At 64.9% G+C, this 25958-nt stretch carries 25 protein-coding genes; 16 read left to right on the top strand and 9 right to left on the bottom strand.

The window, feature by feature from the left end:
* Positions 1-17 precede the first annotated feature (17 nt).
* Positions 18-1739 (top strand): type I secretion system permease/ATPase, encoded by a 1722-nt coding sequence (locus FJ414_RS13480; protein ID WP_140644872.1) that lies wholly within the window; start codon positions 18-20, stop codon positions 1737-1739.
* Positions 1740-1742: 3 nt separating this feature from the next.
* The gene (locus tag FJ414_RS13485) at positions 1743-3059 is read left to right on the top strand and encodes an HlyD family type I secretion periplasmic adaptor subunit (RefSeq protein ID WP_140644873.1); all 1317 of its coding nucleotides are present in this window, start codon (positions 1743-1745) and stop codon (positions 3057-3059) included.
* A 44-nt stretch (positions 3060-3103) separates the two neighbouring features.
* On the opposite strand, the gene FJ414_RS13490 is transcribed toward FJ414_RS13485, so the two are convergent.
* Together FJ414_RS13490 and FJ414_RS13495 are read right to left on the bottom strand one after the other, a co-directional pair.
* Complete coding sequence (locus FJ414_RS13490) at positions 3104-3454, bottom strand: RidA family protein (protein WP_140644874.1); 351 nt, start codon at positions 3452-3454, stop codon at positions 3104-3106.
* Between the two features lie 24 nt (positions 3455-3478).
* Positions 3479-4615 carry an FAD-binding oxidoreductase gene (locus FJ414_RS13495; protein ID WP_140644875.1) on the bottom strand — a complete coding sequence of 379 codons (1137 nt, stop codon included), beginning with the start codon at positions 4613-4615 and terminating at the stop codon, positions 3479-3481.
* A gap of 452 nt (positions 4616-5067) precedes the next feature.
* Here FJ414_RS13495 and FJ414_RS13500 point away from each other — a divergent pair, with 452 nt between their 5' ends.
* Both FJ414_RS13500 and FJ414_RS13505 read left to right on the top strand, forming a co-directional pair.
* Positions 5068-6069 carry an ornithine cyclodeaminase family protein gene (locus FJ414_RS13500; RefSeq protein ID WP_181181608.1) on the top strand — a complete coding sequence of 334 codons (1002 nt, stop codon included), beginning with the start codon at positions 5068-5070 and terminating at the stop codon, positions 6067-6069.
* 4 nt (positions 6070-6073) lie between these two features.
* The gene (locus tag FJ414_RS13505; RefSeq protein WP_140644877.1) at positions 6074-7216 is read left to right on the top strand and encodes an aminotransferase class V-fold PLP-dependent enzyme; all 1143 of its coding nucleotides are present in this window, start codon (positions 6074-6076) and stop codon (positions 7214-7216) included.
* 13 nt (positions 7217-7229) lie between these two features.
* Here FJ414_RS13505 and FJ414_RS13510 read toward each other — a convergent pair whose 3' ends face one another.
* Together FJ414_RS13510 and FJ414_RS13515 are read right to left on the bottom strand one after the other, a co-directional pair.
* Positions 7230-8207 carry a LysR substrate-binding domain-containing protein gene (locus FJ414_RS13510; protein WP_140644878.1) on the bottom strand — a complete coding sequence of 326 codons (978 nt, stop codon included), beginning with the start codon at positions 8205-8207 and terminating at the stop codon, positions 7230-7232.
* A gap of 142 nt (positions 8208-8349) precedes the next feature.
* Positions 8350-9678, bottom strand: coding sequence for an amidase (locus tag FJ414_RS13515; RefSeq protein WP_140644879.1), 1329 nt, complete (start codon positions 9676-9678; stop codon positions 8350-8352).
* A 366-nt stretch (positions 9679-10044) separates the two neighbouring features.
* Between FJ414_RS13515 and FJ414_RS13520 the strand changes: the two genes are divergently transcribed.
* From FJ414_RS13520 to FJ414_RS13555, 7 genes are all read left to right on the top strand, one after another.
* Complete coding sequence (locus FJ414_RS13520) at positions 10045-10830, top strand: transporter substrate-binding domain-containing protein (RefSeq protein WP_140644880.1); 786 nt, start codon at positions 10045-10047, stop codon at positions 10828-10830.
* Between the two features lie 177 nt (positions 10831-11007).
* Positions 11008-11730 carry an ABC transporter permease subunit gene (locus tag FJ414_RS13525; RefSeq protein WP_140644881.1) on the top strand — a complete coding sequence of 241 codons (723 nt, stop codon included), beginning with the start codon at positions 11008-11010 and terminating at the stop codon, positions 11728-11730.
* A gap of 1 nt (position 11731) precedes the next feature.
* Complete coding sequence (locus tag FJ414_RS13530; protein ID WP_140644882.1) at positions 11732-12418, top strand: ABC transporter permease subunit; 687 nt, start codon at positions 11732-11734, stop codon at positions 12416-12418.
* A 411-nt stretch (positions 12419-12829) separates the two neighbouring features.
* A complete protein-coding gene (locus FJ414_RS13540) occupies positions 12830-13708 on the top strand; it encodes an ABC transporter permease (protein WP_140644883.1) in 879 nt (292 codons plus the stop codon).
* Positions 13705-14547 (top strand): ABC transporter permease, encoded by an 843-nt coding sequence (locus FJ414_RS13545; protein ID WP_140644884.1) that lies wholly within the window; start codon positions 13705-13707, stop codon positions 14545-14547. Before FJ414_RS13540 ends, FJ414_RS13545 begins: the two co-directional genes overlap by 4 nt.
* Complete coding sequence (locus tag FJ414_RS13550; protein WP_140644885.1) at positions 14544-15686, top strand: ABC transporter substrate-binding protein; 1143 nt, start codon at positions 14544-14546, stop codon at positions 15684-15686. Before FJ414_RS13545 ends, FJ414_RS13550 begins: the two co-directional genes overlap by 4 nt.
* Entirely contained in the window at positions 15679-16839 is a 1161-nt protein-coding gene (locus tag FJ414_RS13555; RefSeq protein ID WP_140644886.1) for an ABC transporter ATP-binding protein, read from the top strand. Before FJ414_RS13550 ends, FJ414_RS13555 begins: the two co-directional genes overlap by 8 nt.
* A 48-nt stretch (positions 16840-16887) precedes the next feature.
* Here the strand turns inward: FJ414_RS13555 and FJ414_RS13560 are convergent, their stop codons facing one another.
* Positions 16888-17103 (bottom strand): hypothetical protein, encoded by a 216-nt coding sequence (locus tag FJ414_RS13560; RefSeq protein WP_140644887.1) that lies wholly within the window; start codon positions 17101-17103, stop codon positions 16888-16890.
* A 256-nt stretch (positions 17104-17359) separates the two neighbouring features.
* Between FJ414_RS13560 and FJ414_RS13565 the strand changes: the two genes are divergently transcribed.
* From FJ414_RS13565 to FJ414_RS13585, 5 genes are all read left to right on the top strand, one after another.
* Positions 17360-17605 carry a DUF1127 domain-containing protein gene (locus FJ414_RS13565; RefSeq protein ID WP_140644888.1) on the top strand — a complete coding sequence of 82 codons (246 nt, stop codon included), beginning with the start codon at positions 17360-17362 and terminating at the stop codon, positions 17603-17605.
* A 236-nt stretch (positions 17606-17841) separates the two neighbouring features.
* The gene (locus FJ414_RS13570; RefSeq protein WP_224529713.1) at positions 17842-18420 is read left to right on the top strand and encodes an OsmC family protein; all 579 of its coding nucleotides are present in this window, start codon (positions 17842-17844) and stop codon (positions 18418-18420) included.
* Between the two features lie 65 nt (positions 18421-18485).
* Complete coding sequence (locus tag FJ414_RS13575) at positions 18486-19709, top strand: NAD(P)/FAD-dependent oxidoreductase (protein WP_140644889.1); 1224 nt, start codon at positions 18486-18488, stop codon at positions 19707-19709.
* 14 nt (positions 19710-19723) lie between these two features.
* Entirely contained in the window at positions 19724-21019 is a 1296-nt protein-coding gene (locus FJ414_RS13580) for an NAD(P)/FAD-dependent oxidoreductase (RefSeq protein WP_140644890.1), read from the top strand.
* On the top strand, positions 21016-21471 hold the full coding sequence (locus FJ414_RS13585; protein ID WP_140644891.1) for a MaoC family dehydratase: 456 nt from the start codon (positions 21016-21018) through the stop codon (positions 21469-21471). Before FJ414_RS13580 ends, FJ414_RS13585 begins: the two co-directional genes overlap by 4 nt.
* A 19-nt stretch (positions 21472-21490) precedes the next feature.
* Here FJ414_RS13585 and FJ414_RS31770 read toward each other — a convergent pair whose 3' ends face one another.
* The 4 genes from FJ414_RS31770 to FJ414_RS13605 all read right to left on the bottom strand — a co-directional run bounded on the left by FJ414_RS31770 (position 21491) and on the right by FJ414_RS13605 (position 25946).
* The gene (locus FJ414_RS31770; protein WP_246672390.1) at positions 21491-23041 is read right to left on the bottom strand and encodes an alpha/beta hydrolase; all 1551 of its coding nucleotides are present in this window, start codon (positions 23039-23041) and stop codon (positions 21491-21493) included.
* Between the two features lie 180 nt (positions 23042-23221).
* A complete protein-coding gene (locus FJ414_RS13595; RefSeq protein WP_140644892.1) occupies positions 23222-24178 on the bottom strand; it encodes an EamA family transporter in 957 nt (318 codons plus the stop codon).
* Between the two features lie 102 nt (positions 24179-24280).
* Entirely contained in the window at positions 24281-24562 is a 282-nt protein-coding gene (locus tag FJ414_RS13600) for a hypothetical protein (RefSeq protein WP_140644893.1), read from the bottom strand.
* A 211-nt stretch (positions 24563-24773) separates the two neighbouring features.
* Positions 24774-25946 (bottom strand): FAD-dependent oxidoreductase, encoded by a 1173-nt coding sequence (locus tag FJ414_RS13605; protein WP_140644894.1) that lies wholly within the window; start codon positions 25944-25946, stop codon positions 24774-24776.
* Positions 25947-25958: the final 12 nt, after the last annotated feature.

Consider the following 25958-nt stretch of genomic DNA (forward strand, 5'->3'; position numbering starts at 1 on the left):
GGAGAGGAGTGCGGGAAATGACGGGACAGTCGGGATTGCGGCCAGTCTTGCGTCGCGCGATCGCCGATGTCGGGCTGTTCTCGCTGCTCATCAACCTGCTGCTGCTGGTGATCCCGCTTTACCTGCTCCAAATCTATGACCGCGTCCTGCCCTCCTCCAGCCTCGAGACGCTTGTCTATCTGTCGGTCATCGCGGTCGCGGCGCTCGGCTTCCTCGGCTTCCTCGACGCCATCCGCGCGGTCTACACGCAGCGCGTCGCCGCGACGGTCAATGACAGGCTTGGCGCAAGAATGTTCGCCGCTTCGCTCGGCGCCAGGAACGCGCCGTCGCCGCTCACCGACCTTGCCTCGGTCTGCGCCTTCATCCGCTCGCGCGGCGTGGCGGTGCTGTTCGACCTGCCCTTCGCGCCGGTCTTCCTGGCGCTGCTCTACCTGATCCATCCGTTGTTGTTCTGGGTGACGCTCGGCGGCGCGGCGCTGCTCGTCGTGCTGGTCTTCGCCAACCAGTTCGCCATCGGCAGGAACGATGCGCTCTCGGCGGAGCGTTCGGCCTTGGCCAGCCGGGCCGAGCAGGCCTTTGCCCGCAACGCCGAGACGCTGCGCGCCATGGGCATGGTGGAAAACGCCGCGCGCGCCTGGGGACGCCATGTGGCGGAGGCGCTTGTCCTGCATGACCGTTCGGCCAGCGCCAACGCCATCTTCAGCGGCGCTTCGCGGGCACTGCGCATGATGCTGCAGCTGGCGATCCTCGGCACCGGCGCATGGCTGGTGCTCAAGGGCCAGATGACGGCCGGCATGATCTTCGCCTCCTCGCTGGTGTCGTCGCGCGCGCTGCAGCCGCTCGACCAGTTGATCGGTTCCTGGCGGCAGCTCGTCGAGGCGCGGCGCGCCTGGGCGCGGCTCGAGGGCGCGCTTTCGGCGCAGCCGGCAGAGGCGCGCAAGCTCGTCTTGCCCGACCCGACCGGCGCGATCTCTGCGCAGGATCTTTTCTTCATCGCGCCGAATGCCACGTTCGGCGCCGAGCCGATCCTCAAGCGGTTGAGCTTTGCGATCAAGCCCGGCGAGGCGGTGGCGATCATCGGCCCGAGCGGCGCCGGCAAGTCGACACTGGCGCGGCTGCTTGTCGGGGCAGCCCAGCCGAGCGGCGGCTCGGTCAGGATCGACGGCGCGGAACTCAGGACCTGGGACGAAAATCAGCTCGGCCGGCATATCGGCTATCTGGCGCAGGAAGTGGAGCTTTTCCCCGGCTCGGTCCGCGAAAACATCGCCCGCTTCGACGCGGACGCGGACGACGCCGCAATCGTCGAGGCGGCAAAACGCGCCGAGGCGCATGAGCTGATCCTTTCGCTGCGCGACGGCTACCAGACGGTGATCGCCGGGACGCTGTCCGGCGGCGAGCGGCAGCGGATCGGGCTCGCGCGCGCCTTCTACGGCAACCCGCGCATCCTGGTGCTGGACGAGCCGAGCACGCATCTCGATGGCGCCGGCGAAGCGGCACTCGAGGCAGTGCTTGCCGCCGCGCGCGCCGCCGGCGTCACCACGATCGTGATCACGCATCGCCCTTCCATCGCCGCGGCCTGCAACCGCGTGATGGTTTTGCGCGGCGGCGTCATCGAGGCGTTCGGGCCGAGCGCGGAGGTGCTGCGCCAGCCAGGCAAGGGCACGCGGCAGAGCACGGTGGTGACCGGATCGTTCGCACCGACCATCCGCGCCTCGCAGAGCATCCGCTATGGGTCCTGAACGATGACGCAGAGCCTCACCTTCGACGGCCGCCCGCGCACCGACTTCCGGCGCACGGCCTTCGCCGGCTACGCGGCAATCGCGTTGATGGTCGGCGGCTTCGGCTATTGGGCGGCCAAAGCGCCGCTGGCCGGCGCGGTGATCACGCAAGGCACGATCGCGGCGACCGGCGGCAACATCCTGATCCAGCACCGCGAGGGCGGCATCATCAGGCAGTTGCTGGTGCATGAAGGCGACCGCGTGCGGGAAGGCCAGAACCTCATCCTGCTCGACCGGACCGCCGCGGAGGCCGATCTCAACCGCCTGACAAGGCAGTGGATCGCGCTGAAGGCCAGTGCCGCGCGGCTGGAGGCCGAGCGCGACGGCCTCGCCAGGCTGGCGCCGATCGCCGAGCCCGCGCCAGCGCCGTTCCAGCCGGAATTCGAAGACCTCATCCGCGAACAGCAGAAGGAGTTCGACGCCAGGCTTGCACGGTTCCGCTCGGAGCAGTCGATCCTGGCGCAGCGCGTCGCCATGCACCGCGAGTCGGTCAAGGGCTTGAACGCGCAGAAACTCGCCATCGAACAGCAGGCCGAGGTGGTGAAGAAGGAGCTCGGCATCAAGACCGACCTTCTCGATAAGGGCCTCACCAACCGCAGCGAATATTCGCAGCTGCTGCGCTCGGAGGCCGACCTGGTCGGCCAGGCCGGCGCGCTGGAGGCGGACCTCGCCTCGGCCAACACGCAGATCGTCGAGGCGGAGGCGCAGACCGAGCGCGCGACCACGCAGCGCGTCGAGGAAGCGCTGACCAAGCTCGACGATGTGCGCACCAATCTCGCCGACATCGAGGAGCGGATGCGCGCGGCGCAAGCGGTGCTGCAGCGCACGACGATCACCGCGCCGGCGGCGGGGATCGTCGTGTCGTCGACCTACAATTCGCAAGGCAGCGTGGTGGCGCCCGGGGAAAAGATCATGGAGATCCTGCCCACGTCATCCGGCCTTGTGGTGGACGCCAGGCTGCGGCCGAAGGACATCGACCAGGTGCATGTCGGCCAACAGGCGAAGCTCAGGCTCTCCGCGCTCAACGCCCGCCTGACGCCGGAAGTCCCGGCCACGGTGAGCGAGATTTCCGCCGACCGGCTGATCGACGAGGCTACCCACGAATCCTATTTCCGCGCCAGGTTGAAGATCACCGATGCCCTGCCCCAGGGCGTGAAGAGAGAACAGCTCTATCCCGGCACCCCGGTCGACACCTTCATCAGCACCGGCGACCGGACCTTCTTCGAGTATCTGGTACGCCCGATGATGGATTCTTTCGCAAGGGCGTTCAGGGAAAGGTAACGGCGGCTTTTCGCAGGTTCGCACGCCGCTTCGCAGCGCTATGCTCAGCTTGCCGCGGTAAGCTGGATTTCGACAAGTATTTCGGGCAGCGCGAAGCTTGCTCCGACCGTGGCACGGGCCGGTGGCTCGGCGCCGTCGAGCCAGTCGACCCAGGCCTTGTTCATCGCATCGAAATCCTCGACGTCCTTCAACCATATCTGCGCGAACAGCAGTTGCGATCGATCCGCGCCGACGCTATTCAGAAGCGCATCGGCCTTTCTCAGTATCTGCCTGGTCTGGCCGGTCGTGTCGGCTTCCTTGTCATCGGCGGTCAGGCCCGAAAGATAGATCGTTCCGTTGTGGACGACGATCCGGCTGAGCTTCTCGTTCTTCTGGTATCTTTCAATCTTCGCCATCGTGGGCCTGCGTTCGAAGAGGGATCATGCGTGCGCGGCGGCGGCGCGTTTTGCGCTGGCCTGGAAGAAGCGCTGCGGACGAAACGTGTCCATCTCGTCATGGATCTTGCCGCGTACGACCTCGTCGGCGACCACCCTGCCCAGTTGCGGACCGATGGTGACGCCGCTGTGCGTCACGGCCATATAGTGGCCGGCGACGTCCGGCATCGCGCCGGCGCAGGTGTAGCCGTCCTCCGGGAAGGGTCGCACGGTGGTGCGGATGGCTTCCACACCCACGGCGCGAAGCGAAGGCAAGACCTTGCCTGCCGCCTCCAGCAGCGTCTTCGCCTCCTCACCGGCGGGGCTCAGCGGCTGCGGCTTCTTGAAGGTCAGATCCACCGAGACCTTGTGGATCATGATACGGCCCGCACCGTCCGGCCGTATATCCAGATCGTCGGCATGCAACTGGCTGCGCAGCGTCAACGCCACCGGCGGGGTGAAGGCGAGCACGCCGATCGTCGAGGACAGCGGGATGCCCTGGGCATCGCCGAGCCTCTGGCTGGACCAGCCGCCGGTGCAGTTCACCACGGCATCGGCGGCGTAGCGCTCGCCATCCGCCGTGCGAACCGCCCGGACGCGGCCGCCTTCGGTCTCGATCTCGGTCACGCGCGCGTTGACCCTCACCTTGGCGCCCCAGCGCTCCTTGGCCGCCCGCAAAAGCCAGGCCGAATAAAGGACCGGATCGACCCAGCCCTCCTCTGGATAATAGGAGACCGGACAATCGCCAATGGCAGCGATGTCGATATCGGGCTCCATCTCGGCGACCAACTTCTTGTCGACCCACTCGACGCCGTAGCCCCACTCCTTCATCTGCCGGAAGTTCTCGAAATAATCATCCATCGACTCCGGCACCGTGCGCCAATCGAAACTGCCGGTTTGCGTGAACCAGGGAGCGGCGCCGAAGTCGCGCTTCAGTTCGAGATGGGCGCGCATGCCCGCGACGTTGAGATCGAAATAGGGCCGCGGCCGCTTGGTTGTCGCGTTCGTCCAGGCAAAGCTTACCGCCGACGTACCTCCCGCTATCCTCTCGGCCTCCAGCACGACAACCTCCGCTCCCGCCTTGGCGCATTCATAAGCAGCAGAGCTGCCGACAATGCCGGAACCGATGACCACGACGCGCATATTGATAATCTCCGATAATCTTTTACTCTTCCTGCCAATCAGTTATTTTAATATTGGCTAGGCATTTCATTCCACTCGATGGTCGAATTATCAACACCCCGAGTGTATTTCTATCTCTGATATTGCCTATTCGATCGAAACTATTTTTTCGCTCGCCAGATGATTTGCCGCGGATATCCAGCTCGACATCTGAGTTGGCTGAAAAACATTGCAACGGGCGGGCAATCACGGTCAATTGAACTGGCCGCTGCCGTTGGTGGCCAAAAGTTATGAACCGACGCGTGCCGCGATCCGACGGATGCATTCGTCAGCGCATGATGCCGCATGGGCAGCTTCTCGCACGAAGTTATGAAAGTCGTGGGCAAGAGCTTGCGAAGGCGATGCTAGGCTCGGCGAAGCCTGGCGCACACGCTGGCATATATGAAGGTCGGTGGAATGGAAGAGACCGCAAGGTGAATGCCGAGACCGAATTCCTGCTGATCGACAGGAACGCGATCCGCCAGGCATTGACGCTTCCCCTGGCGCTTGAAGCGACCGAGGCGGCGCTGCTCAAGACCTCGAACGGCGCAGCCCGCCAGCAGATCAGGCGCACGCTCGACCTGCCGGGAGCGGCAGGCAGTTGCCTGTCGCTGATGTATGCCGCGCTTGACGACCGGCCGCTGTTCGGGGCGAAGGTGCTGTCGGTGTTTCCCGGCAATTTCGCCCACGGGCTCGCGTCTCACCGCGGCGGTGTCTTCCTGTTCGATAAGGATCACGGGCGGCCCGTGGCCTTGATCGACGGGGGAGAGTTGACGGCGTGGCGAACCGCGGCCGCCAGCACGGTCGCCACGAGGGCGCTGTCGCGCCCGGGCAGTTCCATGCTGACCGTCCTCGGCTATGGCGAGCAGGCCCGCCGGCACGTCGAGGCCATCTCGCAGGTGCGGCCGATCCGGGCGGTCCATGTCTGGGGCCGCGATCCTGCCAAGGCGCGGCGCTTCGCCGCGAACCTATCGACTGACGGCTTCGAGGCGGAGGCGCATCGCGATGCCGGCGAGGCCGTTCGCCGAGCCGACATCATCTGCACGACGACATCGTCCAAGCAGCCGGTGCTGTTCGGCAGATGGCTGCCGCCCGGCGTCCACGTCAACGCGGTCGGCGCGAGCGTCGCCTCATGCCGCGAGATCGACGTCGAATGCGTGCGCAGATCGAAGATCTGGGTCGATTACCTGCCCATGGCGCTGGTGGCCGCGGGGGAACTGGTCGAGGCGATAGAGAGCGGCGAGATCGGCCGCGACCATATTCGCGGCGAGATCGGCGACGTGCTGGCCGGCATCAAGCCCGGCCGTGCCGGCGATGCCGACATCACCCTCTACCGGTCCCTCGGCGTTCCGGCCCAGGACATCGAGCTTGCCAATCTTGTCTATGCTCGCGCCCGCGAGGCCGGGCTGGGCGCTTCGATCGATTTCAGGTTGTGACGCCATGCTGAGCTGCCAGCGCGATCTCTTTTCCATACCCCGCGAGACGGCCTATCTCGACGCCGCCTACATGTCTCCGATCCCGAATGCCGCGGTCGCGGCCGGAGAGGCAGGCGTCAGGGTGAAGGCCGAACCCTGGAAGATGACCATCGCATCCTATTACGACGATGTGGAACAGGCGCGGCAGCTCGCCGCCTCGATGGTGGGCGCCGCCACCGACGACATCGCCATCGTCGCCGCCACCAGCTACGGCATGGCGATCGCGGCCGCCAACGTGGCGGTTCCGGCGGGTTCGGCGATCCTTCTCATGGAGAACGAGCACACCTCGCACCGATATATCTGGTACGATCTGGCGCAGCGCTCGGGCGCTCTTGTCGACATCGTTGCTGAACCGGCCGACGGGGATTGGACCGGCGCGATCATATCGGCAATCCGCAACTCGGCCCGTCCGATCGCGGTCGTTGCCGGCACCCTCGTCCACTGGTTCGAGGGCATGGCGATCGACCTCGAGGCCGTGGCGGAAGCCGCGCGGGCGGCAGGCGCCGCGCTTGTCGTCGACGGCACCCAATGGGTGGGCGCGGTACCCTTCGACGTCCGTCGCGTGCGGCCGGATTTCCTGGTCTTTGCCACATATAAATTCCTGCTCGGTCCCTATCGCCTGGCCTTCCTCTACGCCGATCCGCGCTGGCACGAAGAGGGCCGCACGCTGGAGCATCATTCATGGAACCGCCTGGGCGGCGACCGGTCCGACTTCTACAAGGTGACGGTGGCGGAGTTTCTGCCGGGCGCGCGGCGGTTCGACATGGGCGAACGCTCCGACTTCGCGGTCCTGCCGGTGGCGATCGCCGCCATGACACTCATCCGCGAATGGACCGTCAGCCGGGTGTTCGAGCGCCTTCGCCACCTCAACGAGTGGGTCTGGGCCGAGGCGGAAAATCGGGGGCTCCCGGTCGCGCGTCCGCGCCACCCAACGCCGCATATCTCGATCCTCGATATCGGCGATCGCCTGTCGCCGGACGCGGCGCAGGAATTGAAGCGCGTCAATGTCCATGTCACGCTGCGCGGCACCAAGATGCGCGTGTCGCCGCATGTCTACAATGACGAAGCCGATATCGAGCGCCTGTTCCGCAGCCTGCCGCTCCGTTAGATCTCGATGCCGGCTAAGTCGACCTCGACCTCAAGGCGCTGATTCCGGCGTCCACTCCGTTCATGAAGCTTCGCGTGGTCTGGATGAGATGCTCGGTGAAGGCGTCCGCCGCCGTCGATGCGATGACGCCCCAGGGCCGGTAGACACTGAGATTCAAATCGAGATGCGGCCGGAAGTCCCTGATCTCGATCGGCAAGTCGCGCGCCAGCCAGGCGGACAGCCGGTCGACGACCGTCACGCCCGCCCCGGCGGCGACGAGCGCGATGCAGGCGCTGGAAAGGCTCGCCTCCACCTTCAGCAGGCGCTTGACGCCGCGTTCCTCGCACAAGGCATCGAGCTGCCGCCGCATGGGATCAGCGGAACCCATCGAGATGAAGTCGAGACCGTCGAGATCGTCCGCCTGGATGACGTCGAGCTCAGACAACCGATGCCCCGTCGGCATGACGCATACAGGCGGCGTCGCGGTCAGCGCGCGCCTGACGATGGAGGGGTTCTCATCCGACGCGGTGACGCCGATGCCGATGTCGAGCTGGTTGCGGCTTGCCCTCTGCACCACCGTCGCGGAGCTGCGGATATCGAGCGAAATGGATACGGACGGATGCTGGTTCGAGAAGCTGGTTATGATGGACGGCAGCAGCGTGGAGCCGAAGGCCGGCAGCGCGCAGATATTCAGCCTGCCGCTGCGCAGCTCGCGGATTTCCCTGGCGGCGCGGGAGATGCCGCGCGCGGATTCGAAAACCCGCTGCACCTCGGCATAGAGCATGTGTGCTTCGGGGGTCGGGATCAGCCGCTGGCGGCTTTTCCTGAAAAGCTGGAAATCCGCCTTGTCGGTGAGCTGCTGAAGCATCTTGCTGACGGCGGGCTGCGTGATGTCCAGCGCATCGGCCGCCTTCGTCGTCGTGCCATGAAGCATCACGGAAGCGAAAATCTCGATCTCGCGGGGCGTGAACTCCGCGTCTTTCGCAATCGTGTCCTTTTCAGTGAACTTCATGGCCGCTGACCACCCGTCGATACGCCGCCGAGGCAACCCACGGCGAGACCGATGTTAACGAAGCATAGCCGTCGTTCCAATAGCCCCACGAATGAAGTTTATTCCCGCAGGTTATGAACTTCGGCTGTTCGCGAGAAGCGGGTCAGCTTCCGGTCAACGCCTCGACCAGATCGAGCAAGGCCGCATCCCGGCCGGGAAGAGCGGCAAGCTGTACCGATACCGGAAGGCCGCCCGGCACATCCAGGGGCACAGCCAAAGCCGGCATGGCGAGCATGTTCGCCCAGCGGCGGAACCGGCCGCCGGCCATGCCCCACGGCACCAATTCCCCATTCACCTGCGTGAGCTCGTCCGCAAGCCGCGGCGCCGATCCGGGCGCCGTCGGGACAGCCAGCGCATCCAGGCCCGCCATCCTTGCCATGACCCGCCTGCACGCTTCCTCGCGAACCTCTACGGCTCTGTCATAGACGTCAGCGCCGATGCCGATGCCATCCTGCAGGAAAGCGCGAACCGCCTCGCCAACCAGATCAGGATTCCGCTCGATCGGCTCCCGGTAGATCTGCGCAAATTCGTATTGCAGGATCGTCAGGCCCGCGGCAACGAACTCCTCCCTGTCGCCGAAGGCGACTTCCACCGTGCGAACGTTTGAACGATCAAACAGCGCGGCCAATGCGGTCTCGACAGTGCTGTCGACGGGAGCGCCGGTCAGCTCAGGGCAAACGCCGATGGTCAACCCGGTTCCCGATGCGCTTTGCTTCCCATCCTGAACGCTGAGCCGCGTTCCCGCCAGCGCCTCGGTCATCAGGCGAACATCCCTCGCCGACCGCGCCAGCACGCCGACGCAGTCCAGCGAAGGCGCGATGCCCATCACGCCGTTCGTATCGATCAAGCCGTTGCTCGGCTTGTAACCAAACAGTCCCGTTGCGGCGGCCGGCGATCGGTTCGACCCGCCCGTATCGGTGCCGATCGCCGCCGCGCAGAAGCCCGCGGCGACCGCGGCGGCCGATCCGCTGCTGGTGCCGCCCGTGCCACGGCTTCTGTCGAGCGGATTGACGACCTTGCCGAACCACGGATTGTCGTGACCGCCGGCGCAGAGTTCGTGAAGGTTGGTCTTGCCGATGACGATCGCGCCCGCCGCCTGAAGGTTGGCGACGCAGGCCGCGGTGTTTTGGGCGACCCGGTCGCCGAACAATCGGGAACCCCCGGTGGTCGGCCAGTGCTTCACATCGACAACGTCCTTGATCGCGATAGGCACGCCGTGCAGCGGACCGCGCCGGCGGCCCGATCGGATTTCGCGCTCTGCCTGAAGCGCGGCATCGAGGGCTTCGGTTTCGCTCACGAAGATCATCGCCCTGATCTGCCCATTCAGATCGTGGATCCTTTCCAGGCAACCTTCCACGACCTTCACCGGCGAGAGGCCGGAAGCGATCCTCTCGCCCAGCTCCTCGATGGACCCGCAAGCATCGCTTTTCATCTGGCAAGCTCAAGTCGCACGAGATCTCGCTACCGTCATTTCCGTCGCCATGGGAAAGAACTGATCGACGATGCCACAATCGAGATTTGGCGGACAGGGCCGAGCCTATTTCCTTCGAAACGAGGCTAGCGGGGAAAACTTATGGTTGGACCGATCGCAGCACTCCGACGACGGCTTCGATCGCGGTCGAGGCTTGGGCCTGACTGCACCATCCAAAGCCTCATCACTGTCATAACTATTGGTGATGAACCCAGCCGCAGAGGGCATTAGATCGCCTTGATTTGACCTGTTAGCGTTTTCGAACATCGCCTGAGAAATCATCATCGCGAAAAGATAATCCAACAGAGACAATAAAGGGGAACCATCATGAAAAAGCTTGCAGTCATCGCATCGCTGATAGCGGCGGCCCTCGGCGCCGCCAGCGCTCCCTCGGCAGCCGACGACGTCATCCGTTTCGGCGTCGCCGCCGAGCCATACGCGCCTTTCTCGGTCAAGGACGCCAGCGGCAAATGGCAAGGCTGGGAAATCGACCTGATGAATGCCGTCTGCACGCAAATGAAGGCGAAATGCGAGATCGTCGATATCGCCTGGGACGGCATCATTCCCGCGCTGTTGGCCAAGAAATTCGACGTGATCTGGAGCTCCATGTCGATCACCGACAAGCGCAAGGAGGTTATCGACTTCACCGACAAGTACTACTATTCGCCCAACGTGCTTGTCGGCGCAAAGGCCGACACCCGACAATTCGACGTAGCAAAGCCGGACACTTTCAAGGGCGTTGCCGTGGCGGCGCAGAGTGCGAGCCTGCAGGCGACTTACATGCAGGACAAGTTGAACGGCATTGGCGACGTGAAGATCTATCCAACACTCGACGATGAAATCGCCGACATGACAGCCGGTCGCGTGGACCTGATGGCGGCGGCGGGAATCCAGATCCAGGACTTCCTGAAAAAGCCGGAAGGCCAGGCCTATGAAATCAAGGTCACCCTGCCGCATGAGAAGATGTTCGGCTACGGAGACGGCGGCGGCGTGCGCAAGGAAGACACAGCCCTCAGGGACCGCCTCAATGCGGCGCTCAAGGCGGTGAAGGCCAGCGGCGAGTACGACACGATAACCAAGCGATATTTCGACTTCGACATCTACGGCGATTGATCATCGGATGCACGGAGCCGGATGATTTCAGGTCGTATCGACCTGAAATCTGAATCCGTCTCCAAATCCGAGAACTAGAGCATGATGTCGTCCGACAGCCGCTTCGCACCTTTCGGCATCATGCCCTAGTGCCGGTCACCCGTTCTGGCCGGCACCATCCTCATGGGAACCTGCCGCATGGATTCGATCGTGTCTTGGCTGACCTTGCTCGGTTTCGGTGACAAGGGCTGGGGCGACGAATTGCTTCGCGGCGCTTTGCTAAGCGTCGAAATTTCGATCAGCGCCTATATCGTCGGCCTGGCGCTTGGCCTTGCGGGCGCCTTGGCCAAGCTTTCGAAGCGCCGGACAGCCGTCTTCGTCGCAGTCGCCTACACGACGATCATCCGCTCCATCCCGGACATCCTCATCATCTTTCTCGTCTACTATACCGCGACCGATGCAGTGCGTTCGGTCGCGACCCTTACCGGGCTCGCTTCCGAGTTTCAGATCAACGGCTTCGTCGCGGCGACGCTGTCGCTCGGGATCGTTCAGGGCGGCTACAGCACGGAAGTCCTTCGCGGCGCGATCGCCGCCATCCCGCGAGGCCAGGCCGAAGCGGCCGACGCGCTTGGCTTGACCCGCCGCCAGACCTTCTTCCTGGTGACGCTGCCGCAGATGATCCCGCTGGCATTGCCGGGGCTCGGCAATCTGTGGCTGGTCGTCCTGAAGGAAAGCTCGCTGGTCAGCCTCATCGGCTTCACGGAGCTGGTTCTCGCCGGCAAGATGGCCGCCGGGGCGACGCGCGCCTATTTCCTGTTCTATTGCGCGATCGCCCTCGTGTTCCTGGTGATGTCGAGCCTGTCGGCGATGCTCTTCCACGCTCTGGAAACATCCACCGCCAAGACCGGGAGGCGCAGATAGCGTGACAGAATTCGGGCAATATCTTGCCAGCCAGCTCCTGGCCGGCATCCAGACCACCGTCATCCTGTTTGTCGGCTGCGCCCTCGTCGGCAATCTGCTGGCCATTCCGGTGGCGCTTGCCCGCTTGTCGGCCAAGGCATGGCTTCGCTATCCGGCGGTCGCCTTCATCCTTGCCTTCCGGGGCACGCCGCTGCTTGTCCAGCTCTACCTTTGCTACTTCGGCGTCGGCCAGCTTCTGGCCGGCGTGCCTTCGATCCGCTACAGCCCGTTGTGGCCCATGTTGCGGGGCGCCTATTGCTATGCGTTCCTCACCCTGTCGCTCAACACCGCTGCCTATTGCGGCGAGATATGGAGAGGCGCGATACGGTCGATACCGGACGGGCAGCGCGAGGCCGGCCAGTCGCTCGGCCTGTCGAAAACACGGATCATGATTTCCGTGCTTCTGCCCCAGGCTTTCCGGTTGGCGCTGCCGGCGATCGGCGGCCAGAATATCCTGCTCCTGAAGGGGACGGCGCTGGCCTCTACGATCACGGTCTTCGAACTCATGGGCGCGGCGAACCTCGTCCGCGCGCAGACCTTCCGCGTCTACGAGCCGTTGTTTGCCGCGGCGCTCGGATATTTCCTGCTGGCGGTATTGGTGACGACCGGCTTCGGCTTCTTCGAGCGACGGTTGGCCCGGCGGTATTAAGTGGCGCCGATATGGCATCACCAGGGTCTTCGACAGCCTTGCCGGGCCGGAGATTTGCAACGGTCAGAACCTGTAGTTCAGGCCGGCCCGAACCCGGTGGAATGCGACGTCGTTTTCAAGAGGGATATCGGGGCTGACGGTCGATTTGCCGAAATCGGTGTAGAGATATTCAGACTTGAACGTCCAGTTCGCATCGAGCGCGTATTTGGCGCTGGCGCCATAGACCGCCTTGTCGGACTGCTAGTTATAGTCAGCCTGGACACCCCCAGGCCCACATGTTCCTATCGGCGCGCGACGCCCTGGCTGAATCGAATTTGGGCCACCGCCTGTAGACATCGCGGCGGCAATGAAACAATCTTCACTGCGGGAACATAAGCGCGCCTCGAAGAAGGCGCCTACCTCCGGGTGCGCATGAACAATCGCTGGACCTTGTACGATCCACGCCTGGCCTGGATGCTGGTTGCACCGGTGCTTCTGCTGCTGATCTTCTTCCTGGTGCTGCCGATCGCGGTGATGGCGGCCTATACCTTCTTCACCTTCGTCACCGCCGGCGTCGAGACCAGCGCGCTGACCACCGCCAACTGGCAGGAATTCTTCACCGACAGCTATTATTCCGGCTTCCTTCTGAAGACGCTGAGGGTCGGCGCGATCACCGCGCTGCTGTGCGGCGTGCTCGGCTATTTCCCGGCCTATTTCATCTGGGCGACGAGCTTCAGGCACAAATGGCTGCTCTTGCTCCTGCTCATCGTGCCGTTCTGGATCAGCTTCACCATCCGCACCTTTTCCTGGATCAACATCCTGGGCGAACAGGGCGTCATCAACGTCGCTCTGCTCAAGATGGGCATCATCAACGAGCCGCTGCAGATGCTCTACAACGAGGGCGCGGTGATCCTGGGACTGCTGCACTTCCTCCTGCCCTACATGATCCTCAACGTCTATGTCAGCCTCGAGGGCATCGACCGCACGCTGATCTCGGCCGCGCGCTCGATGGGCTGCACCAGCGCGCAGGCGTTCCGCGAGGTGACCTTGCCCCTCTCCCTGCCGGGCCTGGCGGCGGGGCTGCTGCTCTGCTTCGTGCTGGCTGCCGGAAGCTATGTGACGCCGCAACTGCTCGGCTCGGGCCGCGACGCGCTGTTCGGCAATTTGATCTACGACACCATCATGGGCGAATTGAACTGGCCGATGGGCGCCACTTTGTCGATCGTACTGTTCGTCGTGCTCGGCTTCTTCGCCGCCATCTACACCCGTTACATGGGCATGTCGCAGATTGTGAAGGGGTTGGCCGGATGAAGGCTGCGCGACCGAACAGGGAAGGTAAATGGGCCTGGCGGCTGACCGGCTTCGTCACGCTCTGCGTCTACATCTTCATGTTCGCGCCGATCGTGGCGACCGTCATCCTGTCGTTCAACGCCTCGATGTTCGGCGGCTTCCCGATGACCGGCTTTTCGCTGCAATGGTACGCCAAGCTGATGAACAATGACGCGGTGCTGACCGCCTTCCGCACCTCGCTGTGGATCGCGTTGGTCACCGCTGTCGCCACCACGGCGATCGGCGTCGTCACGGCCTTCGCGCTGGTGCGCTTCGAGTTCCCAGGCAAGCAGACGCTGAGCACGCTGGTGATCCTGCCGGCGCTGGTGCCGGAAACCATTCTCGGCGTCGGCCTTCTGGTGCTGATCAAGGCGATCGACCAGCCGCGCACGATGCTGCTTCTGGTGCTCGGCCATATCCTGCTTGCGGTGCCCTATGTGGTGCTGATCGCGCAGGCGCGCATGGTGGGCATAAGGCGGGTCTATGAGGAGGCGGCGCTGTCGCTCGGCGCCTCGCGCTTCTCGTCCTTTCGCGAGATCACGCTGCCGCTGCTGATCCCGGCGGTCGTCGGCGGCGCCCTGCTCGCCTTCACCATCTCGTTCGACAACACCTCGGCCAGCCTGTTCTGGCGTCCGGCAGGCGTCGAGACCATGCCCACCCAGATCCTTTCGATGCTGAAAATCTCGATCAGCCCGGAGATCAACGCCCTCGGCACCGTGATGATCCTGGTGACCGTCGGCATCCCGTTGATCGGCGGCCTGATCCTGCAGAGCCTGACGAAGTTGAAGAGACGCGGCGAACCAAAGGAGGAAGTACGATGAAACTGACGACGACCAAGCGGCTGGAACGGCTGCACGACCGGTATGCCAATGGCGATCTGAGCCGCCGCACTTTCCTGACGCTGACGGCGGCCGCCGCCGCATCGGCGGGGCTTTCCATGCCGTGGATGGGCCGGGCGCTCGCCGCGGTCGAGGAAGTCCGCTTCGACGGCTGGGGCGGCACGGTGCAGGACGCGATCGACAAATTCGCCTTCCAGCCCTACACGGCCAAGACCAAGATCAAGGTGGTGCAAGGCACGTTCGGCGACGAGGACGAGATCATCACCAAGATCAAGACCGCGAAGCCCGGCGACTACCAGGTCATTCATTCCTCGGGCGTCAACTACTACATCAAATACGTCAATGGCGGTCTGACCTCGGAGATCAACGAGGCCAACATTCCCAACATGGCGAATGTGCTGCAGCCGATGATCGAGCCCTTCCGCAAGCTGACGCCGAAGCTGTCGGCCGTGCCTTACGACTACGGCACCACCGGCATCGCCTACAACACCAAGGTGATCTCGCCGGAGGAAGCCAAGGAAAAGGGCGCAGCACTTCTGTTCGACAAGAAATATGCCGGCAAGGTCGGCGGCTATTCCGACATGACGACGCGTGTCTGGTACGCGGCTTTGGCCACCGGACAGGATCCCAACAACCTCAAGGACATGGACACGATCTGGGCCAAGGTGCGCGAGACGCGCGACCTCGCCAAGAAGTTCTGGAGCTCCGGCGCGGAACTTATGGACCTGCTTTCCAAGGGCGAGATCGTGGTGACCGACGCCTGGTCGGGCCGGGTCGCCGCGCTGCAGGACCAGGGCCATCCGATCGGCTATCTCGATCCGGCCGGCTCCTATGCGTGGATGGAGGACATGCTGATCCTGAAGGGCTCGCCGATGGCCGAATGCGAGGAGCTGATCAACTTCATGCTCGACCCGGCGACCTCGATCGCGGTGGCCGAGGGCCAGAGCTACCCGCCATCGCTCGACCCGACCAAGGTCAAGCTGACCGACAAGATCGCGAAGCTGCCGGCCTTCGACCCCACCGGCACGATGAAGGCGTTGACCTTCGCCGATCCGACCTACTGGGCGACCAACGAGGACGCCTGGACCAAGCAGTGGAACAGGATCTCGAAAGGTGCCTGACGGCCAGGATACGACACTCAATCCCCGGCCGACCTCGGCCGGGGCACAAGGCGCGAGCGCGGCCGCCAGGGCGAGCAGCCCGGCGGTCGAGTTCCGCAACATCGACATCGCTTACGGCAAGTTCGTCGCGGTGCGCGATTTCTCTTTGTCGATCCGCAAGGGTAGCTTCGTCACGCTGCTCGGGCCGTCTGGCTGCGGCAAGACGACGATCCTGCGCTCCATCGCCGGGCTGGTCGACATTTCGGCCGGCCAGATCATGATCGGCGGCCGGCGTGTCGACGACGTGCCGATCTACAAGCGCAACATCGGGCTGGTGTTCCAGAGCTATGCGCTCTTTCCCCACAAAACCGTGTTCGACAATGTCGCCTTCGGCCTGAAATACCGCAACGTCGCCAAGCCTGAGATCAGGCGCAAGGTCGGCCAAGCGCTCGATATGGTGCGGCTGCCCGGCAGCGAGAAGAAACTGCCCTCGCAGCTGTCGGGCGGCCAGCAGCAGCGCATCGCGCTGGCGCGCGCCATCGTCTTCGAGCCGCAGGTGCTTTTGCTCGACGAGCCGCTCTCGGCGCTCGACGCCAACATGCGCGAGGAGATGCGCGTCGAGATCAAGAAGATCCAGAAGGAAACCGGCATCACCGCCATCTTCGTCACGCACGACCAGGAAGAAGCGCTGTCGATGTCGGACCGCATCGTGGTGATGAATGCCGGCTCGGCCGAGCAGGTCGGCACGCCGGAAGAGGTTTATGAGCGGCCGGCCACCGCCTTCGTCGCCGACTTCCTCGGCAAGGCCAACATGCTTTCGGGCACGGTGAGCAGATCGGACGGGCCGACGATAGTCAAGCTGGCCAGCGGCCAGACGGTCAATGTGCTTTCACCCAAGGCGCTGCCGCAGGGCAGCGCCGTAACCGTCGTGGTGCGGCCGCAGAAACTCGCGGTGGGTGCCAAGGCGGGCGCCAACCGGTTGCCTGGCCGGGTCGTGTCGGCCTCCTATCTCGGCGGCAGCGCCATCTACGAGGTCGACATAGGCGCCAAGACGAACATCCGCGCCAACGCCCCGATCGATGGCCGCGTTCTGCGCGAAGGCGAAGCGATCGAACTCGGCTTCGACGCGGACGATTGCGTCTTGCTGGACGAGGCCGGGCGGCGGATTTCCTGAGGCCGCCACCGCCCTGTAATCAGTACGACCCTTGATGGCTGTTACAGTTCATTGCTTGGAGAGAAACGCTTTGCAAGCAGGAGTGAGCTCACTGATGTGCTGTTTAAGACAGCTTAACCCCTTTGCATTGTCGACCATCTTGCACACTCGCTGGGCATCCGCCCTGCATGGTGTTTTGTAGGCATCTTTCGCTAAAGCGACGTCGGCGAGGAAAAGCGAACTAGAAGCCAGAAGCGCCAGTCCAAGCGTTTTCTGTTTGCGCATAATTTAATTCCCCTCTGAACATGAGCATAGTAACACAGCCATATATACGCTAGCCCTGATATAATAAGAAGGCCAAGGACTTCGCGACGAAGCGCTCCGTGCCGCATTGGCAAGGCACGATATTTTCAAACTGAGATACCACCAGATTCCCACGGCAATTTCGACGCCCGCTCCAACGCTCGCTCCCCCGGTCGTCGGCGACAAGTCCTCCCATTGGTGACGTGAATGATCACGCCGCAAAGAGATGGAGACGACAATGACGAGTTTGGAGCACACCGCCTGTGAACCCAGCCGCGCGGACCTAAGCCTGATTGGCTTTGCCGGCCGTGCGCTGCGGCTTGCCTATCGTGCGATGAGGATGCGCAGCGACCGCGCCGCCATGCAGGCCATGCCCGATCATCTGCTCAAGGACTTGGGTATCGCCCGTTCGGAAATCGACCATTACACCTCAATGCGCTACGCCTCCGACGCCGACGGGATGGACTTCCGCAACGCCGGATGACCCCCGATGGCGGTCGTCACCGCGCTCTCGACAGGCCCCAGGGCTTCCCCACGCCGGGGCTTTTGCGTCCCGGCGCATTCGGGCGTCGACATTCGTTTCAAACGATACATCCAACGCAATTTCCACGGTAGACGTATGAAAAATTCCACGGTCGCACCCACTCTCGTTCAAACGCTCCATCGGCAAACAGAGGCCGTCACGGCAACCAAGCCGCAAACGAACCTTTGGAGATGAAGATGCAACCCAACACCAAACCTGCACGGCTTCCGCTCAATGGCGTCGACACGCCGAACCTTCTGGCGACGATCAATTTCGTCGCCGGGCAGCCGGAGCTGGCAAAATTCCAGTTCCGCGCCCACAACGAGTGGATCGAGGGCACGCACAGCAAGACCGTCATGAATGGCTTCTTCGGCGCCGGCCAGGAACAGAAGCACGAGAAGCCGCATTATGCCGACGCCGACCATCCGGCGATCCTGTGCGGCGCCGACAATGCGCCGACCCCGGTCGAATGGCTGCTGCACGGGCTGGCGGGCTGCCTGATGGCTGGCGTCGCCAACATTGCCGCCGCACGCGGGATCAAGCTCACCAAGGTGAAGTGCTCGGTCGACGGCGACATCGACCTGCGCGGCATCCTCGGCATTTCCGACGAGGTCCGCAACGGCTTCCAGAACATCCAGGTGTCGTTCGAGATCGAAGGCGACGCGCCGGCCGAGAAGCTGCAGCAGCTGGTCGAGCAGTCGCGAGCCCGTTCGGCCGTGTTCGACGTGCTGACCAAGGGCGTGCCGGTCACCGTCGGCATCAAGACCATCCAGTAAGCCGAAGCCGGCAGGCGATCCGGACCGATCCGGGCCGCCTGCTTCCTCCCAAACGGACCAGAACCATGAGACGCGCGGTCGTCATCATCGGCGCGGGCCAGGCTGGCCTTGCGCTCAGCCATTGCCTCGGCCAGGCCGGTATCGACCATGCCGTGCTGGAGCGCGGCCGCATCGGCGAGCGCTGGCGCTCGCAGAGCTGGCGCTCGCTCGGGCTGCTCACGCCGAACTGGCTGAACGCCCTGCCCGGCTCGCCCTATGAGGGCGGCGATCCCGACGGCTTCATGAGCAAAGGGGCTTTCGTGGAAAGCCTGGAGCGCTACGCCTGGCAGTGGCATGCGCCCGTCGAGACCAATGTCGAGGTCACATCTGTCAAGCGGACCGGCGACGGCTTTGCCTTGCGCACCAGCGCCGGCGAGTGGTCGGCGCGCGCGGTCGTCGTCGCGACGGGACATTGCGACCGGCCGGTCATCCCTTTTTCGGCTGAGACCCTTCGCGGACCGCTCAGTATTCACGCCTCGCAATATCGCTCGCCCGGCGAGCTGCCGGGCGGCGGCGTGCTGGTCGTCGGCGCCTCGTCGTCCGGCGTGCAGATCGCCGACGAGCTCGCCCGCGCTGGGCGGCGCGTGGTGCTTTCGGTCGGCAAGCATACGCGCCTGCCCAGAACATGGCGCGGCCAGGATATCTTCTTCTGGCTGTGCGCAATGGGCCTGATGGCGCAGCGCCGGGAAGACCTCGCCAATCCGGAAGGCGCGCGACGCCAGCCGTCGCTGCAGCTCGCCGGCCGGCCCGACAGGGCCGATGTCGATCTCGCTACGCTGCAGGCGCTCGGCGTGGAGCTGACCGGGCGGGTGCGCGGCGTCGGCGACCGCGAGATCGCCTTCGCCGGCGACCTTGGCCAGCACATCGCTGCGGCGGAAGCGAAGCAGGCGCGCCTGCTCGACCAAATCGACCGCTTCACGGGCGCGGCGACACCATACCGGCCCGAGCCGGTTGCGATGCCGGCGGCGCGCGCAGAACAGCTGTCGCTCACCGACGGATCGATCCGCAGCATCATCTGGGCCACCGGCTATGCGCGCTCGCTCGGCTGGCTGGAGCCGCTGGCGCTCGGCGCCGACGGCGAGCTCGCGCATCAGGGTGGGATCACCTGCCTGCCCGGCCTCTACGCGCTCGGCTTCCGCTTCCTGCGCAAGCGCGATTCCAACTTCATCGGCGGCGTCGGCGCGGACGCCGAGGCGATCGCCGCCGAAATCTCGCGTCATCTCGACTGCAACGGCCGCAAGGCGGCCTGAGGATCACGACCACCATGGCAACCAATCCCATCTCCCTCATGGCCACCCCCAGGCGCGGCCACTACGACGCCATCATCGTCGGCGCGCGCTGCGCGGGTGCGGCGACCGCGATGCTGCTCGCCCGCGCGGGTCTCAAGGTGCTTGCGATCGACCGCAAGCCGTACGGCTCCGACACGCTGTCGACGCATGCGCTGATGCGGCCGGCCGTGTTGCAGCTTTGGCGCTGGGGCCTGCTCGAGCCGCTGCTCAAGGCCGGGACGCCGCCGATCGAGACGACGACCTTCCACTATGGCGAGGAGGAGATCGCCATCCCGCTCGCCGCCGGTTCGGACCTTCCCGGGCTGATCGCGCCGCGGCGCACCGTGCTCGACCGCATCCTGGTCGATGCGGCGCGCAAGGCCGGCGCGGAGGTCCTGCATGAGGTGGCGGTCGGCGACCTCTTCGCCGACACGCGCGGGCGCGTGCGCGGCATCGAAATCCGCGCCGCCGGCCGCGCGTCCGTAAGGGTCAGCGCCGATATCGTGGTCGGCGCCGACGGCATCGGCTCGCTGGTGGCGAAATGCGTGGACGCCCAGCCATTGCGGCGCGGCGCGGTATCGGCCGCCCATGTCTATGGCTATGCGCCGGTCGAGCCGGGCGCCGGCTATCACTGGTACTTCCGCGACGGGATCGCCGGCTCGTTCATCCCGACCAATGACGGCCTCGCCTGCATCGTCGCCTCGGTGCCGACGAGCCTGTTCGACCAGCGCTTCCGCCTCGGCCACGCCCGCGCCCGCATGGACGTGCTCGAAGCGCTTTCGCCGGCGCTGGCAGCACAAGCGGCCCAGGCGCCGAAGGACGCCCGCCTGCAGGCGTTCCGAGGCGTGCCGGGCTATATCCGTCAGGCGCACGGCCCCGGATGGGCGCTGGTGGGTGACGCCGGCTTCTTCCGCGACCCGATCACCTCGCACGGCATTTCCGATGCGCTGCGCGACGCCGAGAGCCTCGCGCGCGCCATCCTCGACGGGTCCGACGCGGCATTCGCGATCTGGCAGCAGCAGCGCGACATGATCGCCAACCAGATCCTGGACACCACGGACGCCGTCGCCGGCTTCGACTGGACGCTCGACGATATCGGCGAGCGGCATCGCCGCTTCAGCGCCGTGCTGAAGGCCGAGGTGCAGGCGCTGGCCGGGCAGTCCATGCCGGCCTGCCGCGCCCCTTCCCCTGCATCGCGGCCGACGGCCCACCGGGCGCCGGCCAACCAGGACGAGCCGCCGGCCTCGGCCGGCTCGAACCTCAATCGCAACCGAACCGGAGCAAGACCATGACTGTGCATGTGATGAAGGACGGGTGGGTCGGTGTCATCAAAGGGCGACCGCAATTGGGCGCTTTCGCCGAGCGCTCGCGGCGCACGCAGCCTCAGGATATCGACGTCTTCGCCGAGATGACCGGCGACCGCAATCCGCTGCATTACGACAAGGCGCTGGCCGAGGCTTCGGTGTTCGGCAAGCTCATCGTGCAGGGCGGCGTCACCTCAGGCATCCTGAACGCGGTGGTGGCGGAAGATCTGCCCGGCCCCGGCTCGGTGTTCCTCGAAGTCTCGTGGAAATTCGTCAAGGCGGTCGGCGTCGGCGAATTGATCACCGGCCGCGTCGAGGTCAAGGACGTGCGCGCCGACAAGCCGATCACAAAGCTGGAGACATCGGTGCGCAACGAAGCCGGCGAGCTTTGCCTCACCGGCACCGCCACGGTGTTCACCGTGCCATTGGCCAGGGGCTGAGAGCTTCTGGACCGCTTGGCTACGCGCCTGCCGTCTCGGCGATGAAGGCGCGGACGTGGTCGATGAACTCCTCGAAGGCGGGCTCGCCTTCGAGGAGGATGTGGTTCTGGCTCTCGAGTTCGATGAAGCGCGCGCCGGGAATGCCGGCGGCCATGGTGCGCCCGGATTCGACGGGAGCGACGTTGTCGTCCCGTGCGTGCAGCACCAGCGTGGGCACACGCACCTTCTCCAGCAAGTCGCTGACATCGATCACGGAAAAGGCGCTCTGCAGGCGCCAGGCATCGTCGGGCGAGACGGTGCGCAGCATCAGATCGTCCATCCAGGCGAAATGCTCGTGCGTGGCGCCGGGGATGAACATGGAGCAGAAGGCCTGGCGGAACATCGGGTTCGACTTGCCCCAGCTCTCGCGCATCAGCGTCGCGGCGGCCTCGCGCGTCGCGATCTCGCCCGCGTCGCCACGCGCCCGCCAGCCTTTGACGTAGCCGCCATAAAGGATCATGCCCGAGACGCGCTCGGGATGCCGGATGGCGTAGGCGATCGAAACCGCGCAGCTCTGCGACAGGCCGAGCAAGGTGAAGCGGTCGAGCCCCGTTGCCTCGACCACGCATTCGAGGTCCGACAGCATGGTCTCGAACGAGATATCGACGACATGCCTTTGCGACAGGCCGTTGCAGCGCTCGTCATAGCGCACCAGCCGGTTCCGGCGCGACAGTTCCCGCATCCAGTGACGCCAGATCGGGCTGTCCCAGTCGAAGGTGAGATGCGACATCCAGTGCGCGGCGCGCAGGATCGCAGGGCCGCTGCCGGTGCTGGCATGGGCGAGCCTGGTGCCGTCGAGAGCACGGCAGAATTGCACGGCGCGGCCGGGATCCTGCGATGACGCGGATTTCAACGGGGCTTGCGGCCGCCGGGCGGAACCGGACTGCGATGCGCGACCCGTGGCTTGAGCGGCGGCCGACCGGACCCTGTCCTCCAGCGCCTCGGTCTCGGCGGCGAGCCTCGTATCGTCGGGCACGAGGCTGCGCAGGCGCTGGGCAAAGGGCAGCGCCCGCCGCGGCTGGTCCGCCAGGCGCTCGACCAGCTCGCGCAGGATGCCGAGCTCGACGATCTCCACCTCGCTGGCGATGGCCTGCCGCCAGGCTTCATAGTCGAAGCAGCGCTCGAGCGAGAGGTCGGCAAGAAAGCCGCCACGGATCGAGGCCAGGACGGCTTCGAGCTCCTCGGTCGAGCGGGAGGAAAGGTCGGCCTTCACCAGCGGCGCCAGCCGCGCGTAATCCGTCGCGACATTGAGCGCGACCGCATTGCGATCGGCGGCAAGGGCTGTTTCAACGCCGCCCAGGACCTGGCGGATCTTGGACAGGCTCCAGCGCAAGGCACCGCGCGGATCGTCGGGGATGTCCCAGAATATCTCGCACAACCGCTCGCGCTGGTGCTGCCTGGCGGTGACGGCAAGGTAGGCGAGCAGCGCACGCGTCTTGCGCGACGGCGGCAGGTCAAGCGGCTGGCCGTCGCGCATCACCTGAAAATCGCCAAGCACGCGCAGTTCCAGCATGTGCTGATCGCCGTTCATGCGTCCACGCGCTTGTCGATCGCCATGATCCCCTTTCGGCCTTGGCCGGCGCCGCCAAAGGCAGCCGCTCGCCATAGCAAAATCGGCTAATTTAGGGAAGCGTGGTCCGGACGGCTCACGGCCCGAGGACCCAAATCGACTGGCGGCGCTGACGGCCGATCGACGCTATTTGCCGTTCCCTCACGCCTTTGCCGCAAGCGCCCTCGGCTTGATGATCGTCGCCAACACGACCCCGACTACGATGAAGGCAGCGCCGAGCAGATCGTAGTCGTGCAGGCTCTCGCCGAGCAGCAGATAGGCAAGCACGGCGACGAACAGCGTCTGCAGGTAGAGCAGCATGCTTGCCCGGCTTGCGCCCAGCGCCTCCACGCTTTTGTTGTAGAGATAATACATCAGCGCCCCGCCGGGCCCCGCCAGATAGGCGAGCGCAAGCAGGCCATTGCCGTTCAGGGCAGAGCGCTCGTCGTTGAAGATTTCCCACAGGTGGAACGGCAGCGCGACGAGCGCGCCGGCGCCGAGCAGAAGCACGACCAGCGGCAAGAGCTCGAGGCCGAACTTGGAGCGGCGCAGCAGCACCGTATAGAGCGCCCAGCAGAAGGCGCTGCCGACGATCCACAATTCGCCGATGTTGAACCGCAGTTGCACCAGCGCATCCAGCTTGCCATGCGCGACGATCACCAGCATGCCGGCAAGTGCCGCAACCGCGCCGAGCGACTTCCAGAGTCCGAGCGGCTCGCCAAGCACCAAGCGCGCCAGCACCATGGTCATGATCGGCGACATCGCCATGATGATGCCGGCCGTGGTGGCGTCGGTGTCGTTCAGGCCATGGTAGATCATGCCCTGGCAGAGCGTGAGGCCGATCGCCCCCACGGCGACGATCTCCAGCGGCCGCGAGCGCAGCAGCGCCAGCATGGCGCCGTGATGGCGGTGCACGATCGGCAAAAGGATGGCGCAGGCCAGCAAGAGCCGCCAGAAGCACAGCCCCCAGGGCGGCATTTCCGGCGCCACCCATTTGGCCGCGATATAGACGCCGGCCGAGAGCAGCCAGCACAGCACGGCGGTGGGATAGCCGCCCAGGGATGATACCGCGGCGATGGCCGGTGGTTCCGGCTGATGGACTATCGGTATCGCCTGCATCGCATGCCCCCCGTTCAATGAACGTCAGCCCAGACGTAGCCGGTAGTCTACCTCATCCCGCGGGGTGTTACATATGGCTCCGACAAAGCCGTCCGGCAGAGATCAATGCGGCGTGTCGCTGGCCATATGCAGGTGCTCCCAAGCCGAGCCGACGCGACCATGGAACTGTGATGCAAATCGTTCGGCTTCGATGCCTTCGAGGCCGTCGTCGACAAGGGCCTCGATGCTCCGCCGCAGCAAGGCGAGCTGCATCTGCCGCGCATGCCTTGCGTCGGTTTCACGCATGATGGCCGTGACGTGATAGGCCACGACCGGCTGGCCAAGGCAGGACAGAAGCGCGCTCGACCCGGCTGTCGCCGCAGTGACCGCTTCCTCGATGTTCATTCCGGCGCTCCCTCATCTAAGATGCTGGGCGCCTCCCCGGCAGACGGCGACGGTATCCGCCGCTCTTTTCTAATTTTTGGCAGTCGCGAGATCATCGCTCGCGGCCAAAATCAGTATCCTCCAGAACCCTATTAAAGGCGACCGGATAGTTAATTGATGGTTAACGGCAAAGCTCGCATCTTAGGCATCCGAGCCGGGCTTGGCGCATCGGTCAGTGACCGGGGATGTTTCGCCCGGCCGATGGCGCGAGGCTTTGCGAACCAGGGACCGAAACCGGCGCGCCGTGAAGCACCCAGTCCGCCGCGATTTGCCCTATCACAGGGGCGAGCTGGATGCCGTAGCCGCCGGCGCCGGCAGCGGTGATCAATGTCGGCTCCGAAAGATCTATCGGCCCGACGAAGGGGCGATGGTCGGCTGTCACGGGATAAAGGCCCGCCCAGCCCCGGCCGAGCCGCGCGCCAGGCAGATCGGGCATGCGCTCCAGAAGCAGCTCCGCCAGGTCGACCTTCGACTGCTCCTCGCACTGGTCATTGTAGTTGTCGGGATCCTCGGGCGCGATCGACTTCACCTTGTGGATTTCGGCGATCAGTTCGTCCGGCTTTTCGTGGCGGAAGTTGAGCCCGCTGCCTTCGCCATTCACGAGGTCCATGACCATCGGCATGGTGTAGCCGAGCGGCTCGTCGAGATGGATGACGACGGCTTCGTGGCGCTCGGGCCAGATGTGCAGACGCTGGCCGAAAAGCGCGGCCACCTGCGGCGCCCAGGCGCCGCCCGCATTGACCACGGCATCGCAATCGATCAGTCCTCGCCTGCCATCGATCGGGTCGCCGCTGGTTTCCAGCGTATAGCCGCCCGGTCGTCGTTGCACGCCGAGCAGCTTGCGATACTGGCGTATCTCGCCGCCCTTGGCGCGGACGATGCCGGCCAGGAAATTGCACATTTCGTGCGGGTCGAGGAAGCCGTTGTCGGGCCCGAACAACCCGCCTTCGAGCCCGTCAGGATTGATGTGCGGCACGAGGTTCCTGAGTTCGGTGGCGCGGAGCAGGCGCGACCTCAGCCCCGCTTCGCCCTGGATCTCGACCGATCTCGCGAACAGCGCCATCTGGGCGGGCGTGCGCGCCAGACGCAGATAGCCGATATGGTTGAAGCGGAGCCCCTCGCCCTCCCACTGGCGGAACCGGCGCAGCGAATGGACGCGCAGCATGATCTCGAACGGGTCGGTCAGTTGCGAGCCGACGACGCCGACCGACCGGCCGCTCGACCCAGAAGCGATCGACTGAGCTTCGAGCACCGTGATGCGCGCGCCCTGCTCGACAAGGTCGAGCGCCGTGCACATGCCGAGCGTGCCGGCGCCGATCACCACGACATGAGGAGCAACCGTCATCTGTGGCCCGCC

This window comes from Mesorhizobium sp. B3-1-6 (genome assembly GCF_006439555.1).
GTDB lineage: Bacteria > Pseudomonadota > Alphaproteobacteria > Rhizobiales > Rhizobiaceae > Mesorhizobium.

What these genes read in the sequence shown, in the direction of transcription:
- FJ414_RS13480 (WP_140644872.1), top strand. Translation starts at nt 18, where the DNA reads ATGACGGGACAGTCGGGATTGCGGCCAGTCTTGCGTCGCGCGATCGCC.
- FJ414_RS13485 (WP_140644873.1), top strand. Translation starts at nt 1,743, where the DNA reads ATGACGCAGAGCCTCACCTTCGACGGCCGCCCGCGCACCGACTTCCGG.
- FJ414_RS13490 (WP_140644874.1), bottom strand. Translation starts at nt 3,454, where the DNA reads ATGGCGAAGATTGAAAGATACCAGAAGAACGAGAAGCTCAGCCGGATC.
- FJ414_RS13495 (WP_140644875.1), bottom strand. Translation starts at nt 4,615, where the DNA reads ATGCGCGTCGTGGTCATCGGTTCCGGCATTGTCGGCAGCTCTGCTGCT.
- FJ414_RS13505 (WP_140644877.1), top strand. Translation starts at nt 6,074, where the DNA reads ATGCTGAGCTGCCAGCGCGATCTCTTTTCCATACCCCGCGAGACGGCC.
- FJ414_RS13510 (WP_140644878.1), bottom strand. Translation starts at nt 8,207, where the DNA reads ATGAAGTTCACTGAAAAGGACACGATTGCGAAAGACGCGGAGTTCACG.
- FJ414_RS13515 (WP_140644879.1), bottom strand. Translation starts at nt 9,678, where the DNA reads ATGAAAAGCGATGCTTGCGGGTCCATCGAGGAGCTGGGCGAGAGGATC.
- FJ414_RS13520 (WP_140644880.1), top strand. Translation starts at nt 10,045, where the DNA reads ATGAAAAAGCTTGCAGTCATCGCATCGCTGATAGCGGCGGCCCTCGGC.
- FJ414_RS13525 (WP_140644881.1), top strand. Translation starts at nt 11,008, where the DNA reads ATGGATTCGATCGTGTCTTGGCTGACCTTGCTCGGTTTCGGTGACAAG.
- FJ414_RS13540 (WP_140644883.1), top strand. Translation starts at nt 12,830, where the DNA reads ATGAACAATCGCTGGACCTTGTACGATCCACGCCTGGCCTGGATGCTG.
- FJ414_RS13545 (WP_140644884.1), top strand. Translation starts at nt 13,705, where the DNA reads ATGAAGGCTGCGCGACCGAACAGGGAAGGTAAATGGGCCTGGCGGCTG.
- FJ414_RS13550 (WP_140644885.1), top strand. Translation starts at nt 14,544, where the DNA reads ATGAAACTGACGACGACCAAGCGGCTGGAACGGCTGCACGACCGGTAT.
- FJ414_RS13560 (WP_140644887.1), bottom strand. Translation starts at nt 17,103, where the DNA reads ATGCGCAAACAGAAAACGCTTGGACTGGCGCTTCTGGCTTCTAGTTCG.
- FJ414_RS13565 (WP_140644888.1), top strand. Translation starts at nt 17,360, where the DNA reads ATGACGAGTTTGGAGCACACCGCCTGTGAACCCAGCCGCGCGGACCTA.
- FJ414_RS13570 (WP_224529713.1), top strand. Translation starts at nt 17,842, where the DNA reads ATGCAACCCAACACCAAACCTGCACGGCTTCCGCTCAATGGCGTCGAC.
- FJ414_RS13575 (WP_140644889.1), top strand. Translation starts at nt 18,486, where the DNA reads ATGAGACGCGCGGTCGTCATCATCGGCGCGGGCCAGGCTGGCCTTGCG.
- FJ414_RS13580 (WP_140644890.1), top strand. Translation starts at nt 19,724, where the DNA reads ATGGCAACCAATCCCATCTCCCTCATGGCCACCCCCAGGCGCGGCCAC.
- FJ414_RS13585 (WP_140644891.1), top strand. Translation starts at nt 21,016, where the DNA reads ATGACTGTGCATGTGATGAAGGACGGGTGGGTCGGTGTCATCAAAGGG.
- FJ414_RS31770 (WP_246672390.1), bottom strand. Translation starts at nt 23,041, where the DNA reads ATGAACGGCGATCAGCACATGCTGGAACTGCGCGTGCTTGGCGATTTT.
- FJ414_RS13595 (WP_140644892.1), bottom strand. Translation starts at nt 24,178, where the DNA reads ATGCAGGCGATACCGATAGTCCATCAGCCGGAACCACCGGCCATCGCC.
- FJ414_RS13600 (WP_140644893.1), bottom strand. Translation starts at nt 24,562, where the DNA reads ATGAACATCGAGGAAGCGGTCACTGCGGCGACAGCCGGGTCGAGCGCG.
- FJ414_RS13605 (WP_140644894.1), bottom strand. Translation starts at nt 25,946, where the DNA reads ATGACGGTTGCTCCTCATGTCGTGGTGATCGGCGCCGGCACGCTCGGC.